The sequence below is a fragment of the Shimazuella sp. NTD248 genome (genome assembly GCF_059510395.1).
Genome location: NZ_JCAJZT010000006.1, coordinates 40,793 through 55,983, shown reverse-complemented (window position 1 = coordinate 55,983; position 15,191 = coordinate 40,793). Strand labels below are relative to the sequence as shown.

General features: G+C 37.3%; 16 protein-coding genes. 8 read left to right on the top strand and 8 right to left on the bottom strand.

The features are described 5' to 3' along the window. The first annotated feature begins 126 nt into the window (after positions 1-126). The 3 genes from AC5WOE_RS14600 (at position 127) to AC5WOE_RS14590 (ending at position 3,596) form a co-directional block, all read left to right on the top strand. Positions 127-567, top strand: a complete 441-nt coding sequence (locus AC5WOE_RS14600) for an Lrp/AsnC family transcriptional regulator (protein ID WP_496052880.1) — start codon at positions 127-129, stop codon at positions 565-567. Between the two features lie 40 nt (positions 568-607). Continuing rightward, entirely contained in the window at positions 608-1,087 is a 480-nt protein-coding gene (locus tag AC5WOE_RS14595) for a hypothetical protein (protein ID WP_496050856.1), read from the top strand. Between the two features lie 787 nt (positions 1,088-1,874). Then, positions 1,875-3,596: a M20/M25/M40 family metallo-hydrolase gene (locus AC5WOE_RS14590; RefSeq protein ID WP_496052879.1), complete on the top strand. Its 1,722-nt coding sequence runs from the start codon at positions 1,875-1,877 to the stop codon at positions 3,594-3,596. A gap of 325 nt (positions 3,597-3,921) precedes the next feature. Here the strand turns inward: AC5WOE_RS14590 and ulaA are convergent, their stop codons facing one another. The 3 genes from ulaA to AC5WOE_RS14575 all read right to left on the bottom strand — a co-directional run bounded on the left by ulaA (position 3,922) and on the right by AC5WOE_RS14575 (position 6,790). Further along, positions 3,922-5,292 (bottom strand): PTS ascorbate transporter subunit IIC, encoded by a 1,371-nt coding sequence (gene ulaA, locus AC5WOE_RS14585; RefSeq protein ID WP_496052878.1) that lies wholly within the window; start codon positions 5,290-5,292, stop codon positions 3,922-3,924. A gap of 154 nt (positions 5,293-5,446) precedes the next feature. After that, a complete protein-coding gene (gene rpiB / locus AC5WOE_RS14580; protein ID WP_496050859.1) occupies positions 5,447-5,890 on the bottom strand; it encodes a ribose 5-phosphate isomerase B in 444 nt (147 codons plus the stop codon). A gap of 102 nt (positions 5,891-5,992) precedes the next feature. Beyond that, positions 5,993-6,790 (bottom strand): HAD family hydrolase, encoded by a 798-nt coding sequence (locus tag AC5WOE_RS14575; RefSeq protein WP_496050860.1) that lies wholly within the window; start codon positions 6,788-6,790, stop codon positions 5,993-5,995. A gap of 648 nt (positions 6,791-7,438) precedes the next feature. On the opposite strand from AC5WOE_RS14575, the gene AC5WOE_RS14570 reads away from it, so the two are divergent. The 5 genes from AC5WOE_RS14570 (at position 7,439) to AC5WOE_RS14550 (ending at position 10,610) form a co-directional block, all read left to right on the top strand. Continuing rightward, positions 7,439-7,972 carry a hypothetical protein gene (locus tag AC5WOE_RS14570; protein ID WP_496052877.1) on the top strand — a complete coding sequence of 178 codons (534 nt, stop codon included), beginning with the start codon at positions 7,439-7,441 and terminating at the stop codon, positions 7,970-7,972. A 266-nt stretch (positions 7,973-8,238) separates the two neighbouring features. Then, positions 8,239-8,757, top strand: coding sequence for a pyridoxamine 5'-phosphate oxidase family protein (locus AC5WOE_RS14565; protein WP_496052876.1), 519 nt, complete (start codon positions 8,239-8,241; stop codon positions 8,755-8,757). A gap of 211 nt (positions 8,758-8,968) precedes the next feature. Next, positions 8,969-9,217 carry a hypothetical protein gene (locus tag AC5WOE_RS14560; protein WP_496052875.1) on the top strand — a complete coding sequence of 83 codons (249 nt, stop codon included), beginning with the start codon at positions 8,969-8,971 and terminating at the stop codon, positions 9,215-9,217. A gap of 111 nt (positions 9,218-9,328) precedes the next feature. Next, complete coding sequence (locus tag AC5WOE_RS14555) at positions 9,329-9,442, top strand: LuxR C-terminal-related transcriptional regulator (RefSeq protein WP_496050929.1); 114 nt, start codon at positions 9,329-9,331, stop codon at positions 9,440-9,442. 127 nt (positions 9,443-9,569) lie between these two features. Further along, positions 9,570-10,610, top strand: a complete 1,041-nt coding sequence (locus AC5WOE_RS14550) for an oxidoreductase (protein WP_496050863.1) — start codon at positions 9,570-9,572, stop codon at positions 10,608-10,610. Positions 10,611-10,742: 132 nt separating this feature from the next. Here AC5WOE_RS14550 and AC5WOE_RS14545 read toward each other — a convergent pair whose 3' ends face one another. The 5 genes from AC5WOE_RS14545 to AC5WOE_RS14525 all read right to left on the bottom strand — a co-directional run bounded on the left by AC5WOE_RS14545 (position 10,743) and on the right by AC5WOE_RS14525 (position 15,030). Then, complete coding sequence (locus tag AC5WOE_RS14545) at positions 10,743-11,297, bottom strand: RNA 2'-phosphotransferase (RefSeq protein WP_496050864.1); 555 nt, start codon at positions 11,295-11,297, stop codon at positions 10,743-10,745. A 29-nt stretch (positions 11,298-11,326) separates the two neighbouring features. After that, complete coding sequence (locus AC5WOE_RS14540; protein ID WP_496052874.1) at positions 11,327-11,629, bottom strand: putative quinol monooxygenase; 303 nt, start codon at positions 11,627-11,629, stop codon at positions 11,327-11,329. A gap of 15 nt (positions 11,630-11,644) precedes the next feature. Next, entirely contained in the window at positions 11,645-12,139 is a 495-nt protein-coding gene (locus tag AC5WOE_RS14535; RefSeq protein WP_496050866.1) for a DinB family protein, read from the bottom strand. A gap of 72 nt (positions 12,140-12,211) precedes the next feature. Further along, on the bottom strand, positions 12,212-13,261 hold the full coding sequence (locus AC5WOE_RS14530; protein ID WP_496050867.1) for a hypothetical protein: 1,050 nt from the start codon (positions 13,259-13,261) through the stop codon (positions 12,212-12,214). Positions 13,262-13,263: 2 nt separating this feature from the next. Beyond that, positions 13,264-15,030 carry an HSP90 family protein gene (locus tag AC5WOE_RS14525; RefSeq protein ID WP_496052873.1) on the bottom strand — a complete coding sequence of 589 codons (1,767 nt, stop codon included), beginning with the start codon at positions 15,028-15,030 and terminating at the stop codon, positions 13,264-13,266. Positions 15,031-15,191: the final 161 nt, after the last annotated feature.

Below are 15,191 nucleotides of genomic sequence, written 5' to 3'. Positions count from 1 at the left end.
TTGATAGTGACATTTTATAAGGGAAAATGTACAATTTACATATGATTATTAAGTTATAAAAGGGTAAATACTTAATTATTTATTTTAATTAAGAGATTATACTTTATAAATGGAGGTATCCTGTTTATGGATAAAATTGATTATGAAATTTTGTCTGTGTTACAGAACAACGCTCGTATTTCTGTTTCAGAAATGAGCCGACTGATCGCTATGTCGCAGCCAGCTGTAACGGAAAGAATTCGGAAATTGGAAGAGAAGAAGGTTATAACTGGCTATCATGCGAAACTCTCTACTCAGAAACTTGGTAAGCATACAACCGCATTTGTTTTGTTTAAAACTAGTAATTGCAAGGATTTCAATACATTTTGTGAAACATCCCTTGAGATTGTCGATCTTTATAGGATTAGTGGAGAGTATAATTTTTTAATGAAGGTACAGTCAGAAACGACTGAATCACTTGCGGAATTTCTTGACAGCTGCAACATATTTGGATTTTCAATACCATTAATCGTACTCTCGACGACGTTTGAGGATAAATGTATTGTAGGAAATCCGTCAACCATATGACATGGTCCCATTGCTCACACTTGGGCAGACACCAACACAAATGAGTATGAGTTCACCAGAAGTAACACAAATACACTGGTATGACTCTTATAAATTTCAATTGGGGCTATTGATAGTATTTCTTTTAGCTTTCGTAGGATATTATATTGGAACCATTGGCGGGTTCTTTAAGAAAAGAAAACAAGACTATTTCCCGTTCAAGTTACAAGCAAGATTACTAGCATTTGCTGGTACTATTTCTGTTCTTGGTTTTTGGGTATATACCTTTTTCGTTTTAACAGGAGGAGGGAAAAATGTCGGTCCAGTCATGATTGGACAACCATTGTTTTGGCTACTCATTCAACTAACCTCACTTGCAACACTAGTACTAACTGTATTCTTATTCATAAGTTGGATAAAAAGACGACATGCAAAACTGACAAATATTTATCGTATTCGTATCATTATGCTTATGATTGGAGGGATTTTTTTATCCCTTGGGCTATATACTGGAAACTTTTTTCTCTCTTTATGTAAATAAGTTAAGAAATTATAGTTTAAGAATAAGGCTTCTAGTATCAATTGGAATCATTAGCCGGGGAGTACAGATAGATTAATATGGAAAGTTTATTAAGTATAGATCTTGTTGTTCTATATCAATACAACCGTCACAGCACGCTCCTGACTGCTTATCGTTATTTGGTCGACCCAAAATTTATGCACTATGTAATCCATGCTTAAAGTACTTTTTCAAGTGAAAGAAAGTGGTATAAAAGGAAATCACCTTCTCTATCATTCAGAGGAGGCGATTCTTTATTTTATGGAATTATGAGGTTTTGCTAAATATATATGATTTAATATATTGGTATTGTTTCAATTGTTTCAATTCGTTCTATGTATGTTGTTTATGTGCGTTTAAATATAGTAATACGATGCAATGAAATAGTATATTTAAACCACGTCAATATGTAGAGCGAATTTTTGGCCTAAACACTTGAGGATCATAAGAAAATGCTCTTAAGGAGGGGGCAGCGGGTGATCTGGGTTACATGAAAAATAGGGTTAAGGGAAATTTACTCAGTGTTTTCGATTTTCTTTTTGTTCACGATACTAGCAATTTCCATTGTCAATTGTCAATATTGGTCTGGCTTTTGTGAATTCGTAAGGTTTGGATGGAATCTTAACCTTCGCATAACTGAGCTTGTCTTATCATGGGACTAACTGGATGAAGGGAGAAATGATATTGAAAATATTAGTAGTCGAGGATGATTTGTCAATACAACGATCAATCAGCATGGGCTTACAAAAATTCGGCGGGAGGACACAATATGTCGAGAATTCTTTCAATTATTCTAATGTTCATTGTACTTGCGACAGGAATTGGACTGGGGGCTCATCTTTTTCAGCCTCCGATGCAGCCGTCCAAATCTGATACCAATTATCTAGCATATGAGCAGATGATGGATAACCTAAAGGCGATGACTGTCGCACCACATCCATCCGGCTCGAAGGAACTGGAATCGGTTCGAGCCTATATACTGGAGCAAATCCGCAAAATGGGAGTGAAAGCGGAAGTCGAAAAAGTAACCTACACGGTCAAAGACGTGGAGGATGACCAATTTGAGCGCAAGGGACGGCCGGATTTCAAGAATATGCCAACTATTAACGGCATTCCTCCAGAGGAGGATCTCTTGAATTTCATTCGAGCAAAAGCCCATTTTGATAAGAATGATAAAGTGGTTCTGCAAAATATATTGGTGAAGTTGGACGCTCCCGGAACGGATCGCGGAATCTTGATGTCAGCCCATTACGACTCCAAACCGGAAACTCCAGGCGCGGCCGACGATATGCTCTCCGTAGTCGCCATGCTGGAAGCCATGCGCCAACAGGCGGGAAACCCGAATCTTAAATCAGATCTTTATTTTCTGTTTACTGATGGAGAAGAGATCGGGACATTGGGAGCGAAGTCATTTGTTCGATCACACCCGGAGTTGCAACATAAAATCGATCTAGCCGTCAATTTTGAAGCACGAGGTAATCGCGGACCACTGCTGATGTTCGAAACTTCCGATGACAATCTGGATGAAGTACACTACCTTCAGTCTGCAAGCTCGCGTCCGTTGTCCTTTTCGTTTCTGACTGCGTTGTACCACCAGATGCCAAATGATACAGATTTAACCCGTTTTTTGAAGGCAGGATACTCAGGTCTAAATTTCGCAGCAGCGGAAGGAGTGGAGAATTACCACAAAAAAACGGATAACTTCGAAAATTTAGATCGTGGTACGGCATACCATTTTTTATTAACAGCCTTGGAAGTTACAGGCCATGCCGCACAGGTACCTTTTAACGAAGGAAGTAACCAAGACAGCCTTTTCTTCTCCTTGTCACCTGACTATTTGATGATCATGAGCAGTTTTACGTCTTATATCCTGTCATTTATAGCGGTTGTGCTTGCCTTATGGTGGATGATCTCACAGATTCGAAATGGCAACTTTCGGCTTCATACAATCATGATAGGAACAGGCTGGTTGCTCGGAGCGATGGCTGGAGCGGCGTTATTGAGCTGGGGAATCGTATCTGGAGTAACGCAAGTGATGCAGCTGGGTAAGTCAACAAACAATGATGTGGTATTTTTAAGTATCCTATTCGTTGTAGAAGTGTGTATTCTCACTGCTGGAATTATCGGAGTTCGCAAATTGTCTCTGCATGAAATGCTTGCTGGCCTCTCACCTCTTCTCTTGCTTCTGATTATAGGCAGTGCTGTTCTGTTTCAAGAGATTAGTTATTTGTTTTCTCTCCCCACGCTAGGGCTTTTGATTGTTGCCCTATTGGATCAGTACCGAATCGGGAGATGGATTGTATCGGCAGTTGTCGGAGTAGGGATAGTGTTTTTGTATACGCCGGTATGCTGGTTGATTTATGTAATGTTCATGTTACCGTTTACCCCGTTAGCAGTCACGATAAGCGTCATTCCAATTGCGATAATTTCCGCATTGTTCGTAACAATATCAAAAGATGCTGAGCGATGGAACCTTTCTGAAGCTCAATAAGCTAGTGAGTGATATCAATACAACCGTTACAGCACTCTCATGACTGCTTGCCGGCATTTGGTAGAATCCTAATTTATGTATTCTGTAATCTGTGAAAATGGTCAATTATTATATGTGTTGAAGCATTTTTTCAAGTGAAAGAACTAATGTAAAAAGAAACCGCCTTCTCCGTGTATTGGAGGAGGCGGTTTCCTCTTTTTATGTCGTCCGTAATTAGGACTTCACTCTGCGAAGGAATGAGATATTAACCTAATAACATGGGGGTTTCTGTGGTCTCTCTTTAACCTTCAATAACTGAGTGCAATCGTGTTTCGTTGACTAAGAGTCAGCCTGCACTACTCTTTTCTTTCATTTTATTCACCGAAGCCAAATTAGTTTTTTTTCTTGACCCTATAAAAAAAAGAGCGATGATGACAATGGGTAAGGCATAAACAACAAGTTCATGAATCTGAGTCAGTTTCCCTATAATGATTCCAATGATTGCATAATCAGAGTCACCAAATGTGGTATTCACAGAATTCAGGGGACCAGTAAATGTAAAAAGCAGAGATGACAGAATGCTAATAATAAAGCCGTTAGCTAATGAGCCATAAATAGCTCCTTTTCTCCCACCTGTAGCATTTCCAAAAATACCAGCAGCAGACCCTGTAAAAAAATGAGAAGCTAGTCCAGGGATGACGATTTTCATTCCCAATATAGGGAGAATAAACATGCTGATTACGCCGGCAAGAGTACTAAAACTGAATCCTATCACAACAGCGTTTGGTGCATAGGGGAAAATACTAGGAGTATCCAGAGCCGGAATGGCATTTGGAACGATCTTTTCAGCGATTCCTTTAAATGCAGGAACAATTTCAGCATTCAACAAACGAACACCGGCTACTATTACATATACACCAGCAGCGAATGTAAGTGCTTGCATTGATGAAAATATAATGAAATGGGTACCTCCACTCAATTTACTCTCAACAAAAGATGGACCAGCTGCAAAAGCGACAATGAAAAACATCAACAGCATGATTAGGGAAATGGATATTGTGGTATCTCTTAAAAACCCTAAAGATTTTGGAATGTTTATCTCTTCCGTTGATTTCGTTTTATCTCCCCACAATTTTCCAATCGTACCTGATATCAAATATCCAAATGAACCAAAATGACCGACGGCTAAATCATTTGATCCGGTAATTTGTTTTACAAATGGTTGGAGGAGTGCAGGCAGCGATACCATAAGGATGCCGAGAATCAGTGAACCAATAAATATGAGTGAAATTCCTTCTATGCCTCCATTTGATAATACAACGCAGAGCAGGCAAGACATATAAAGAACAAGATGGCCGGATAAGAAAATATATTTAAAACGAGTAAAACGTGCCAAAAAAATATTAACGATCATCGCAAAAAACATTACTAAGGCAGTTTCAGTAGAGAACATTTTTTGAGCAATAACTACTATCGCTTCATTATTTGGAAGAACACCACGAATATGAAATCCTGCTTCAAACATTTTTCCGAAGATACCAATGGAGTTAATTAAAACACCAGCACCAACTTGGAGGATAATAAACCCTATGATCGTTTTGATCGTTCCCGAAATAGTATCAGCTACATTTTTTCTCTGTAATAAAAGACCTACGAGAGAAAATGATCCCATGAGTAGAGCAGGTGTATTGAGGATATCTTTCAAGAAGTTAAACAATGCCAACACATCCACATAGGTGAAATAAAAACACTTTACATTCTTGTATTTTAGGGCGTATTTGATAAATTACATTTTACCGTCTGCTGAGTAGATAGTTTGAGACTCCACACGACCCAAGTCGTAGGATTCTAAGGTAGTTCATACACGCAATCTATCTCTGGTTTTCAAATTCGGCAATTTTATTGATTCGGCGCAAATGACGTTCTCCAGCAAAGTTGGCATTTAACCATGCTTGTACGATTGATTTGGCTAATTCAGGTCCCACGACCCGTTCACCAATAGCTAAAATATTGGCATTATTATGTTCAGCACTCATACGAGCCGAATACTCATCGCTGACAAGCGCACAGCGAATTCCTTGTACTTTATTGGCTGCTATCGACATGCCAATCCCTGTACCACAGATAAGAATTCCTAAGTCATATTCTCCGCTAGCTATTTGCTCAGCAATAGGAATGGCGTAGTCTGGATAATCACTTATTCTCTCACTATCAAAACCATAGTCAGTAAAATCAATCTCTGATTTTTCTAAGAATTCTTGGATGTCCGATTTTAATTTTAGTCCACTATGATCAGAACCAATTAAAATTCGCATTGATGTATTCCCCCGTATTTTGATGTTTGTCATCAATTTTTTGTTTTTTAAATACATCACACTTTAGATTTACATGTATTTTACTAGTGAAGGAGGTCCCCACTAAGCGTTTTTTTGATTATAATCAAGTATCCATTCAGCTGCTTTAGCTACGGAAGAAACCACATGATTCGCACTGTTTTGTATATGAGGTTTTGCATGGCTCATAGCAAAACTGTGTGGCGTGTAAGCTAACATCGAGAGGTCGTTGTCTGAATCTCCGATGGTCACTACTTCGTTTGTTTTTATTCCTAAATGTTGAGCTAATTTATGAACACCTGTGCCTTTATTTACATTTTTAGGTAAAAAATCCAAACTATAAGGAGTACTCATAAAACTATCCAGCTTTTCAGGAAAAGTATGATGTATGAGTTGATCCAAAGAATTAAGTTCTTCCTGTGCGCCATAATAAACAAATTTACTAGGTAGAATACTATTTCCTATTTTGCTCTCTACACCTCGATCTTCTTCAAATATGATGCCTACTTTTTGGGAATATTCTCGTGCTAAATCGTGATTTTCTGGAGTGAGTATCTGTGTAGGAGTTCCAATAAAATGGAATAATTCATACTTTTTAGCAGTTTGATAAAGTTCACGTGCCAGATGAGGTTCAAAGGAGATCGTATCAACACAATTTCCTTCGTATGTGAAAACATCTGCCCCATTTTGGCAGATTCGATGATAACTGCCTCCAATATCTTGAACCACTTCATCAATCTCTAATTTATTTCTTCCAGATGCTAAACAAAGGTGGATACCGGCTTGGTGTAATTTTTTTAGGGCCTCTCGGTTTTCCGAATCAACTTGCTTTTTCTCATTGTACAAGGTGTCATCAATGTCACTAACAAATAATCGAATCATTTCTTTTCCCCTTCTTCAATAGAAATCATTCCCATCTTCTTGCACAATTTCTGCAAAATATAAACTTTAATTATCAATGATTGGGATTTATTTTATCAGAAATATATAGATAATTCTATATAGGAATAATGATAATTATATAAAGAAATATTAAAGATTGTAAATTATATTTAAACTTAATTTCTCAGTACATAACAGTTAGGTAAGTTTTGATATAGTTGGATAGTTCTACAAACGAAAACGAATCTTTGATACATTTGAGAGAGACAAAAAAATTCAAAGAAAATATGACTAAAATGGAAAGCCATTAGAGTTTTGAATAAATTTTAGACTCTATTCTTTTGAACAAGAATAGAGTCTAGTAGAAAATTGGGCGATTGAATTTATATATTTATATAATAGTTGAAGGTTAGCTTGATGGATCAAATAGACAAACAGATTCTTATCTTATTACACGATTTTTAATAGGAGTAGATTGTAAAAAAAATAGATTGTTTGCGCTATCAAAAGAGTTTCGTTTTATATAAAAACATTCCTTATGGGATTTATGTTTTCTTAGTGACTATTTCAAGGAATTCGCCTAAGGGGCAGCTGCTCATTTTATGACTTTTTCGTTATAATAGATATATCGAAACCCTGGAGGTAAAGATGTCCGATGGACTTTCTTCCGAAGCACTTGAGTTGACCGATCAATACTATCTGTGGCAGAGGAAGTTTCTCTTTCACATGATGGCTGCCGTAGTTCCCAGAACACAGGAGGTAATCTACGAATCACTTCTGAAGCCCTGCTCCGAGGAAGATTCCCGTGAGTTGTCCCATCTGGAGAAAGATCGTCTCACCATCGTTGATTCCAAGGTGTACCAACTTGCAACAAGGTGGTATCCCGTGATGATCGGTTACGACTTCACTTTGGTGGGAGATCGAATCTGGTATCTGATGAGACTGACGGACAATCGCCCTACGTGGCAAAAAGGATTTCGACCTAACTTCTCTTTTCGAGGCTATGAAGGAGAAGAGGACTACTTGGCTCGAATGCTACCACTGGGTGAAAAATTGATCGGGATTCTGAAAGAGTACGTTCTGCTCAATGATGCCTTGGCTGAATGTGGGATCCCAGAGGGATACCACCATTATGGCCGGAGAAGGTCTGGAAAGGACCTCAGGAGTCTCCTGAGCGAATAACTGAATTTCCAGGGAGGCTGGACGAGGACGAGGCATCGCCTCAGTGATCTCGCCCAGCCACCAAAAATATGTAAGTTATATGAGTGGTTTATTAATCGAAATTTAATTATTAACAATTTTTAATAAAGTAATGGATAAAATCGTCTTCTCTTAGTTTGAAATAGACGGTTTTTGTTGATTTATTGTTATTCTTATTATTTTTCCTTTACTTCGTTTGGTAAATTCTATATTTTATATATAAAACTTTTAAAAAAAGGAGAATTAAAATGAATAATCCATCTGTTGCACGTGCGGTAAAAATCCTACAAGAAAACAGGTATTTAACTTTAGGAACCAATTCAAACGGAGAAGCTTGGGTTGCACCTGTCAATTATGTTATCGGACCTGAAGGTCATCTGTATTTTTATTCTGCAACAGAAGCACATCACTCTCAAGATATAATAAAGCATCCAAGGGTTATGTGTGCTGTCTATAACTCTACAGCTATTGGTGAGCAAGTAGATGGTATGCAATTCATTGGAAATTGCTCCGTTGTATCTGGCAAAGAATTAGAGGAAGTATCCGAATATTATTTTAAAGTTAACTTTCCTGACTCAAAAGAGCGAGAATGGTGGTACCGTCCTTCTACTTCATTTGAAGGAAATGCTCCATGGAGATTTTTTAAGATTGAATTAGAGAAAATATACATTATAGATATCGAATCTGTTATGAAAACACAAATTGATCGTCGTTTAGAAGTAGAGGTTGATCGTGTGTTGGAAAACTTAAAAGGATCACAACTATAGCCTCTTTTTTCTGAGCAACGTCTTCACTAATTCCAAAATTGGAGAAGACGTTTAAGTAGCTCTTCTCTATCCTGAAATGATTTGCTTTTATATAAAACTGACTAATGTAGAAATCGGTGTGATATCCAGAGTTTGCGGTTTTCCTTTTCGGTCAAAAGACTATAAATGAAATGTCTTTTCTTTATGTAAAAATAAACGACTTGAATCGGAAATGATTCAAGTCGTTTATTTTTTGTCAGGAACCTATGAAAATGCCAATAAAGCATGGATAAGGGATGAGCTTAAAGATCATCTTCTCCAATTCATGATAGAAGATGATGGAATAGGTTGTGAGTCAGTAAAAATGGGGTTTGGTTTAAAGAATATACAAAATCGTGCAAAAGAATTGAACGGAATATGTTCATTTTTATCTGAAAAAGGGAATGGATTTAAAACAAGAGTTGTTATTCCCATCGTCTAATGAGAGGGGAATAGTCATGCAAGAAGACGTAACAGGAGAGATTATGGAAGAGCTCTGATAAAAATAGAAAAAATGAGAATACACTAGATGATGAAGGACAAAAAAGATTAGATCAGATCAGATCAGCTTACTAGTAGAGAGAAGAAAGTTCTCGATTTTTTGGGATGTGGTCTTCATCACAAAGAAGTAGCGAGTAAGTTGTATATCAGTGAAGGTACCGTTTAAAATTATCTCTCTTCTACATTAAAAAAATTGAAAATTCGAGATCGTACACAAGCAGCTTTATTTGCTTTGAAAGCAGGTTTAACGGAAAATGTAGAAGAGAAAAATGGAAGGGAAAAGAGGGTGTTATATGATTAAAGTAGGGCTTATTGGATATGGATTTTCAGGGGCTACCTTTCATGCACCTCTGCTAGAAGTTTTGGAAAACTTTAAGATCACTAAGGTACTGTCATCCAACCCAGAGAAGGTACATCAAGATCTTGGTAATGTTGAAGTAGTATCTGATCTTCAACTAATTTTAGATGATTCAAGCATACAATTGGTAGTCGTTACTACCCCTAACATATTTCACTTTGAGATGGCCAAACAATCGTTGCTGGCTGGAAAACATGTAGTTTTGGAAAAACCGATGGTGAATACGGTTGAAGAAGCTGAGCAGTTATTGGAAATAGCAAAAGAGAGAAATGTAATGCTCAGTGTCTATCAAAATAGAAGATGGGACAACGATTTTTTGACGGTAAAACATCTTATAACCGAAGGAGTATTGGGAGAAGTTCGTATGTATGAAGCTCACTTTGATCGATATCGGCCGGATGTGCAAGCGCGTTGGAGAGAGCAAGAAGGCGTAGGTTCAGGAATTCTTTATGATCTTGGGTCTCATTTAATCGATCAAGCACTCCATCTATTTGGACCTCCTCAGTTTATACAGGCTGATCTCCTTCACCAACGAGATCAGGCAGTAACAGATGATTATTTTCATTTGGTGCTAGGTTACGATACATTGCGTGTGATTTTACATGCAGGTTCCGTCGTTTCAGCACATGATTTAAAATATATTGTTCATGGAGACAAAGGCAGTTTTATTAAATATGGACTGGACTGTCAAGAAGAAGCATTAAAAGCAGGGAAGAAACCGATCAGCAGTGATTGGGGAGAAGATGATCCTACAAAATATGGGGAATTAACCGTTGAAAAAGAAGGCAAATCAGTGACGCAAAGAGTGAAAACGATTCCAGGTTCTTATCTAGCCTACTATCAAAAAGTATATGAGCATATAAAAGAAGGCAAAGCCTCTCCCGTCCCAGCAGAGGAAGGTTTGTTAACCATAAAGTTGATTGAGCTGGCAAAATTAAGCAGTGAGCAGAAAAAAGCAATTTATTTGTCAGAGTAGAAACGGAAACTCCCTAGAAAAGAGGGAGTTTTTTCTTTTTATTATGCAAGATGTGATTCTCGGACAAGCACCAATATGTATTCTGAAGTTAATCCAAACTAAAGATCAAAGGTAATCATCTATAGCCGGTGATTACCTTTGATCTTTTTGCAAAATATACTTTGGTGGTACATGTTCGGTTAGCCAGACTCCATTTTCTGATACATAGAAGAGATGATCGTCTTGTGCCATTTGGTAAGCATTAACGGTGAGTATAACAGGAACGCCATGTCGTTTTCCAACATCCCTGGCTGTTTCCGGAGATAACGATAAGTGGACATGATGGCGGGATTTTTTATTTAAACCTGTTTTTAAAATTTGTTCTAAATAATGTTTTGCAGTTCCATGGTACAGCAGATCTGGTGGGGACTTGGGTTCATAGCCTAGATCTATGTTTATCGAATGCCCTTGATTTGCACGTATTCGAAGCTTTTGTATATCAAAGGAAAACCGTTTTTTGTTGTTCGTTTCTACGATAAATTCTAATTCTTCCATCGTGATGGACTTGTTTTTGGTTTTACATGCAGTTAGAAGCTTGGAAACAGAGGCCCATCCATTTTGGTCTAATTCAATTCCAATTAATTCTGGTTGGTGTCGCAAGATTAAACTGAGGAACTTACTGGTACTTTTTAGTTTGCTTTCATTCATTTCCATCACTTCTTTGTTTTATATCCAAATTACAAGCCAAAGCCACCTAATGTTTTTAGCTCTACTTTATCAACTTGTTTGATAAGAGGTAAACTAGCAGCGATATATTTTTTGCTTCCTTCTAAGGTGAGAGAGGCTTGATGAGCTTCCTTATTTGACCATATCTCTGTAACCCATAATGCATTTTCATCTTCAATAGATATATTGATAACATAAAGTTCACAACCTTCTACTATATGCATGTGCTCAACCACCTGTAGTAGATTTTGAGCCAGCTCATCTCTTTTCCCTTCATGAGTAATGAACTTCACATACTGACCGAATTTGTCCATGTCACTTGGCTCCTCTTAAATTGGAGGTGTTTCTCCTTGTTCTATCCAATCATCACTTGTCGGACCATATAATCCTGGGATACGTAAACCTGCTTGTCTCATCAATACGGTCATTTGCCCGCAATGATGGATGGAATGATTGATGATAAATCGAAGTGCTGCACCGTTCTGTAATTCTTCTCCCATTATGTTTACTTGCTTTTTTAATTTTTTATCTTTCCATTCCGTTACAACAGCTCGTAACACTGCATTTATCATTTTATTATACTCTGTTTGAATGTATTCAGCAGATAACCTAATATCATCTAGTTCAAATGTTGGTACAGATAATCCGAGTAAACCGACGAAATTATAAGAAGCGATAACATGCAAAGCGAGTTCTCCTAGCGAGCGGTGATCCTCTGTTATTCTTTGATCGAGAGATTCGTCTGTCAGGGCATTAAACAGATTTTGTGTATTGGTGGCGTGTTCAATAAACTCGGCTTCAAATTGCTTTATAGTAATAAACATGCATATAAACTCCCCTAACTATTTTCTTTTATTATACAATCACCCTGACAAAATATGGTCAGGGTGATTGATTTATTGAAATATTTTTTGAAGTTCTTGTATTTCCGTTTGGACCTTTTTTATTTTGTTGGTATAGACATTTGTTTGGTTTTGCTCATCAAATAGTGTAGCTAATCTTAACATTTCTTGTTTGATGTCTTCTAGTTTCATGGAATCGGGTAACTGGATCGTTTTAGAGTCTTGTTCTTCTAATATATCCAAAATGGTTGCTGCAACAATATAAAAATCAAATTTGACAATAGATTCATCTGTTTCATATGCATCTTTAAAGTATTTTTCTAAAAATGCTACTGCTTTTGCTGTATCGGTAATGGCCAGATATGTAAATAGTTTTATAGATGTATCTAGAAATCCAGTTTGATTATAGATCAGTTCATAGCATTTTTGATAATAAGTATCAGCTTCTGCTTTGCGATTCGCCTTTAAAAGAGGAAGTAATAAATCAGCATAGGTTCGATGTGGAACGCTATGACAAGAAACCTTTCCTGTTAAAATAGGCTGTGCGACGGTTAAGGCTTCCTCTAATTTTCCCAGATAAAGAAGCGTCTGTGTTTTGTTTGCTAATGTACAAGCATGACAATCAGACAGTGAATCACTTGGTTCTGCTATCCATTTTTCATAATAGTGTTTTACTTCTTCTGTTTTCTCTAAGTTCATCGCTAAGACATGTTTGAGATAATAATAGTAGTGTGGCCCATGACCAGTCTGGGAAAATCTTTCTCTTAAATCTTCGAGTGTCGATTCCACTTTGGCAAGTTCGATATCTGGGAACAAAAGGAGACGATCGGCAACCCATTTGTAGTTCCACATCATTTGATGGTTGTTTGCCATCTCTGGATGTTTATCATAATAAGCCAGACACCAAGCGAATGCTACGATGGCCTTCTCGCCATGCCCAGAGAAAATAGCAGTATCGACTAATAACATTCTCGCATCAAATTGATATTCTGGACCTAAATGTACATCTGCGATTCGGATCGCTTCTTCCAAGATACCGATTTTTGCTCTGCCATGAGGAGCATCATATGATTGCTCCAAAAGGTCTTCAAATTTTTCTATCATCGCTATTCTCCTAACCCTCGCTCGATAAATGAGATTAATCCTTTGTTCAGTAATTGAAATTCTTGTTTTTTCAGTGGATAATTCCCTAGCAGTAACGCTTGTACATATAACATTTCTACGATCAACTCATTGAGTGATGTATTGGTAGATTGGATCACTTTTTGGATCGTTGGATTTTGAAAGTTAAAGCACAATTGAGCAAAACTAGGTTTTACTTTGTTATTGGTCAGTTGAGTGATAATCGAAGAAAATAAATCGTTCGCTTCTTCTTTTGTCTGTTCGGTCGTACGAATAAAAAGTGCTTCTTCATTTGTTGTATAAAGTGCTGGGAGATCATCAGGTTGGTAATTTCTCATCTCTGCTGTACATTGGTAGGGCTGTAGAACTTTGTTTGCTAATTCAACAAAATCATATGCTTTTCTTCGGTCTTCCAGTGATAACTCTGTGAAATTATACATGAAAGAACTAGAATTGATGTGTTTCACTTTATAATCAGAAAATACGTTTGGCAGTTTTTCCAATAGCTCTGTGTCGTACATATAAGAACCATTTACAACGCAGATCGATTGAGCTTTCGCTACTTGGTGGATTTGTCGAAATTCATCCATATTCGAGGTATATAAGACGGTATTGGAATGATCTCGGATTTCTTTCATGGCCAGTCGTCCAAAAGAAGTGTTGAATGGTAGCCAATCGATGAAAAGTGTATATAATTCATCATCTTCTTGCGCCAAAAACTTAAGGGATTCATAATGAATTTCAATGATTTTTTTAAATCGATTTAAGTTTGTTTTGCTCAGTTGAATGAGGTATCGTTTGATACATTTTCCTAATTCTTGTTGAACCAATTTTAGGCGTTCGTCATTGGAGAATTCTTCACGAGACGCTGTCGGTTTTAGTAAATTGACATTGAGAATACTTGTGACAAAAAATGCCCAGTCTGGGAGTATTCCTTCTACTTTTTCGGATAATAACATTTGCTTCACATAGACAAGATGCTGTTTTTTAGCGTTGACCCTTATAGGATAGGGAAGAATGTAGGCAACACCACTAGCATCCCCGGCAGGTGAATATAACGGAATTGCATCGAGATAATCGATTTGCATTTTTTTCTTTCCATAAGAAAGTGCTTCTTCAGTCGTCATTTCCCATGGGGTTTTATCGCTGTTCAATCGAATTGGCTTATCATCATAAAAGTGAATGGGGAAAGGAAGAAACTCCCCATAGTGTCGAACCATTTCTTGTATTTTTTCCTTTGTAAAGTAGGATTCAAAGCCGCGTTTGCTCTGGAGGTAAATCTTTGTGCCTACTTCCATTTCCTGTTCCAACACTTGGATTGTATAGCTTCCATCAGGCTTACCGCGCCATTCAATCGTTTTGTTTTCCTTAGCAGAACGAGTGAGCAGCACAATTTCATCACTCACGATAAAACAAGATAACAACCCAACACCAAAGCGACCGATGAAATCTTGTTCTTCTTCCCGGTTTTTGGATGTTTGTCCAATCTGTGCAAGGAAATGATGTACTTCTTCTTCTGTTAATCCAATACCGTTATCTTCAATATATAAAGTGGGGAGAGTATCAGGAGAAGAGAACAACTCTAATCCTATCTTCCCTTGATGAGAAGCTTCTATTTTTTGACGTGCTGTGATCGCATCCACTGCATTTTGTATCAATTCACGGGCGAATACTTGTGGGGTGCTGTATAGATGATTGGAAAGCAGATCAATCATCCCTTTGAGGTTTACTTTAAAATGAAATTGATCCATTTTATATCTCCCTTGTGATTTGCAAATAAATATTGATTTTAATTTTATTATAAATACTTAGATCAAACCAGTAATTTCATTAATTTTATGGCAATTGGATGTTTTTTCTAGGGCATTTTGGGAAAAATAGAATTAGTTTTTAGTCATCATAAACCTTTCCT